Genomic DNA, 4,061 nt, shown 5'->3' with positions numbered 1-4,061 from the left:
CCGCAGATCGCCGGGGGGTCCCCACCCCGCCGTCGCCGTGGCGGCCTGCCTGGGGGGGGGGGACGCGCTGCCGCCCGGTGACGCCCGCCGGAACGGAGCCGCCGTGTTCGTCCACCACGTCCAGGCGCACCCCGGGGAATGCCCGGCCCACACTGCCACGGCGCTCGGTCCAGTGCTCACGGAAGTCTTCGAGCGACCAGCCCGCGACCGCACCGGAGAACTCGGTGGCCCCGTAGACGATCAGGATCGGGATGCCGTATCTCTCGTGGAAGGCGTCGACCAGCGCCGGATCGATCGGGCTGGTGCCCGCGTTGACCGCCCGCAGGCTCGACAGCTCCGCCGCGGGCACGTCGGCGTCGAGCACCGACCGGATCGCCGCGCCCGGCAGGCCGGCGATGGCGGGACGATGTTCGCGCACCGCGCGCCGCCAGCCGTCGACGGTGAAGCGCCGCAACAACACCAGCGGTCGGGCCTGCACAAGTGCCTGCAGCAGGGACCACAGACCGCCGATGTGCACGATGGGCAGTGTCACCAGCGCTACCCGTCCCGTCAATGCCGGCGGCGGATCCGCCCGCGCGGAGGCGGTGTGCTGCAACGCCGCCGCCAGGGACGCCTCGAGCTGGCGCCGCGAGAGCGGAATGCGCTTGGGCGGGCCCGTGGTTCCCGAGGTGGGCAGTTCGACGGCCACGCCCGCCGCCGCGGGCGATGCCGACCCGTCGCCGCGCTGCCGCTGTGTCAGACCCGCGTCGAGGTCGATCTCCCACCCGTGGGCGTCCAGCCGCCGCACCGCCGCGACGAACTTCTCGTCGGCCCAGTAGTCGGGGGTGGCGAGCACATACCCCGCGCCCGTGGCCTCCAGATCGGCCAGCATCCGCGCCGACGGCTGGAGCGGATTCAGCGTGACCAGCGCCCGCCCGCCCCGCAGCAGGGCGAGCAGCGCGGCCACCGATTCGGGGCGGTTGCCCAGCACCACCGCTGTGCGCCCGCGCTCACCACACCCCGCCTCGGCCAGCGCGGCGTCCACCTTCTCCGCGAGGACCTTGACCCGACCCCAGAAGACCCACTCCCCCTCGAACTGCACCATCGGCGCGTCCTGCGCCGCGGTCCACAGGCGATCGAGCGCTTCGGAGATTCCCGTCATCCGATCACGCCTTCGGTTCGCGCGCCCGTTCCCGCGTCGCCCGTTCTCGCACCAACCACCGCACACCGTCCGCTCGCCCGGTCGGTGGCCGTCGGTCCCGCGGAATCGTTGCCGGAACAACCACCGAAGTTAGATGACATAGTTTACTAGGTTCACGTAGAGGCGGTGGCCGGAAATGCATACTTCACTTTCGCGACACAACCCCCGAACCACCTTTTCCCTGCTCGGAGGCCTCCCGCCAGGGCCTCCCGGCTTGCGACCGGTGGTATCAGAGATATATAACCCAGTTATATGTGTCTCGGAGGGCCTAAGCTGGAGACGGCTTCACCTGGGTTACTCGGTTCGACTTGTACGTAGATCTCACCCCGTACCGCTCCGAGGCGGGTCGCCGACCGAGCACACACCATAGGAGGTTCCCTTGAGCAGGCCCGCACGGCTGGCGCCGATGTCCATGCCGCGAGCGTCCTCCGGCGCGGTGCGCTCCCCCAAGACCGCCGAACTCGTCGCGCGCACGCTGCGCAGGATGATCGTCGACGGTCAGTTGAAGGACGGCGACTTCCTCCCGCACGAGGCGGAACTGATGACCCACTTCCAGGTCAGCAGGCCGACCCTGCGCGAGGCGGTCCGGGTGCTCGAGTCCGAACGGCTGGTTGAGGTGCGCCGCGGCTCCCGCACCGGCGCCAGGGTACGCGTGCCCGGTCCCGAGATCGTCGCCAGGCCCGCCGCGTTGCTGCTGGAACTGTGGGGCGCGCCGGTGGCCGACGTGCTCGCCGCCCGGGCGGCGATCGAGCCCGCCGCGGTCGAGATGCTGGCCAAGGCCGCCGATCCCGAGGCGCTGGACACCCTGCGCACGGTGGTCGAGGAGGAGATCCCGGCGGCCTACGAGGAGGGCACGCTGGCGCAGGCCACCGCGCGCCTGCACCTGCGCCTGGTGGAGCTGTCCGGCAACGCCACCCTGACGATGATCGCGGGCATGCTGCACGAGATCGCCGAGCGGCAGACCGCGCTGGCCCTGCGCGAGGAATTCGTGCCCAAGCCGCAGTACAACCGGCTGCTGCGCTCCTACCGCAGGCTGATCGAACTGCTCGCGGCGGGCGACGGGGTCGAGGCGGCCGCGCACTGGCGCAGGCACATGGACAACGCGCACGCCGCCCTGCTCGCCGGACGCGAGGACACCAAGGTCCGCGACATGATGGAGTAGCGAGGCCATCACCCGATGCCGAGACCGCGCAGGGTTTCCCGCAGCGCCTCGGTATCGCGGTAGTGGATCGCGGTGATGCCGAGATCCCGCGCGGGCGGCAGGTTCTCCTCGAAGTCGTCGATGTAGACCACCTCGGCGGCGTCGCGCTCCAGCCTGCGCAGCAGCTCCCGGTAGACCGCCGGATCGGGCTTGCGCAGGCCGAGTTCGGCGGAGTTGAGCACCATGCGGAAACGCTCCAGCGGCAGCGTCCGCGCCAGGTGCGCGGCGTTCTCGGCCACATTGTTGGTCAGCACGGCCAGCTCGTAGCCTGCGCCGAGCTCCTCGACCAGCGCCAGCATGTCCGGGCGCAGCCCGCGCGAGGCCGACATGGCGGCGGCGAGCGCGCGGATGTCGACACGCACGCCGTGCGTCCGCTCGACGCGCACGCACACGCCCTTCAGGAACTCCTTGATCGTGGTCTCGCCGCGCTCGACCTTCGCGAACTCCTCATCGCCCCGGACGAAGGCGGGCAGCACACCCTCGGGCAGACCGAGTTCCGCGTTGTACCGGATCAATCCGGTCAGCGGCGGCTCGGTCAGCACGCCCGCCCAGTCGAAGACGACGGCGCGATAGCGGCGCTGTCGCGTCGTCGTGTCCGTCATCGGTTGTCCGCGCCCGAACTCGACGCGACCGCGGCGGCCGGGGCCGGTTCGAGCACGGTGACCGTGCCCGCCTTGCCGTCGACCTCGATCAGCGCGCCGGTCCGCACCCGCGAGGTGGCCACCTGGGTGTCCACCACACAGGGCACGCCGTACTCGCGCGCCACCACCGCGGCGTGCGACATGACGCCGCCGATGTCGGTGACCACGGCCGCCACATGGGCGAACAGCGCGGTGTAGCCGATATCGGTGACGTGGGCGATCATGATCTCGTCCGGCTCGAGATCCTCGATGGTGTCGGGTTCGACCAGCCGGGCCCGTCCCACGACCTTGCCGCCGCAGATGCCGATGCCCTGCAACGACTCACCGGGCTGGAGGATGCCGAGCACGTCGGCGGCCTTCCAGGAGGTGGCGAAGATCGGTGGCATGTGCAGCCCGGCCAGGCGGGTGCGCTCGGCGCGCCTGCGGGCGATGGTCTCCCCGGCGTCCGCGGGCGGCTCGAGGAGTTCGGCCAGGGTGAGATGGAACAGGTCGTCGGGACGGTCGATGCGTCCCTGCCCCACCAGGCGGCGCCCGTGTTCGAGCACCAGCCTGCGCATGATCCAGGTCAGGCGAACGGTGCGATCGCGATTGTGTTCGCGCAGACCGAGCAGGCGTGCGGCCATCTTCTTCGCGAATCCCTTGACACTGGTACCGGTACCGGCACCGGTTTCCGGCTCGGCGTCGACCTTGCCGTCACTCGCGGCGGCCGCGCGGCCGACGGTGACCAGGAAGCCGTGCACATCGTCGGCGAAGGACTCGGCGTCGAACTCGGCCTCGGCCGGGCCGCGGTGGCCGAAGCGCTCCAGCGCCTTCTGCACCTGGGCCCAGAAATCCGGGGCCTGCTCGCGGACTCGCTCCGGCAGCCCGGGCGAACGATCGGCGAGCAGCGCAGCGATCTCCGGCCGAGCCGCGGCCTGAGCGGCCAGCCTGCGCACACCGCGCAGGGTGGCGCCGCTCTCCAGATCGTCACCGTGGCCGAGCTGCGCGTCGCCGTCACCGGAGGCCACCGACAGCGCCGCGCCGCCGAGCAGGTTCAGCA

4 protein-coding genes are annotated in these 4,061 nt (G+C 71.4%); 1 reads left to right on the top strand and 3 read right to left on the bottom strand.

Annotation, left to right across the window (positions count from 1 at the left end):
* Positions 1 to 1,141: class I adenylate-forming enzyme family protein (locus tag QH283_RS16465; protein ID WP_280503867.1), on the bottom strand; the 1,141-nt coding region annotated here is incomplete at its 3' end.
* A 418-nt stretch (positions 1,142 to 1,559) separates the two neighbouring features.
* Between QH283_RS16465 and QH283_RS16460 the strand changes: the two genes are divergently transcribed.
* Positions 1,560 to 2,342, top strand: coding sequence for a FadR/GntR family transcriptional regulator (locus tag QH283_RS16460; protein WP_414689613.1), 783 nt, complete (start codon positions 1,560 to 1,562; stop codon positions 2,340 to 2,342).
* Between the two features lie 8 nt (positions 2,343 to 2,350).
* On the opposite strand, the gene QH283_RS16455 is transcribed toward QH283_RS16460, so the two are convergent.
* Both QH283_RS16455 and QH283_RS16450 read right to left on the bottom strand, forming a co-directional pair.
* Complete coding sequence (locus tag QH283_RS16455) at positions 2,351 to 2,983, bottom strand: HAD family hydrolase (protein WP_280503866.1); 633 nt, start codon at positions 2,981 to 2,983, stop codon at positions 2,351 to 2,353.
* On the bottom strand, positions 2,980 to 4,061 hold a 1,082-nt coding region (locus QH283_RS16450), incomplete at its 5' end, for a PEP-utilizing enzyme (RefSeq protein ID WP_280503865.1). The genes QH283_RS16450 and QH283_RS16455, both read right to left, overlap by 4 nt.

The organism is Nocardia farcinica, from assembly GCF_029867845.1.
In the GTDB taxonomy this organism is placed as follows: Bacteria; Actinomycetota; Actinomycetes; order Mycobacteriales; family Mycobacteriaceae; genus Nocardia; species Nocardia farcinica_A.
Note: the sequence above shows the minus strand (reverse complement) of the source record. Positions and strands in the feature narration are given on the sequence as shown.

Bases quoted from the DNA above. Each gene is read 5' to 3' on its own strand.
- QH283_RS16455 (WP_280503866.1), bottom strand. From the start codon at position 2,983: ATGACGGACACGACGACGCGACAGCGCCGCTATCGCGCCGTCGTCTTC.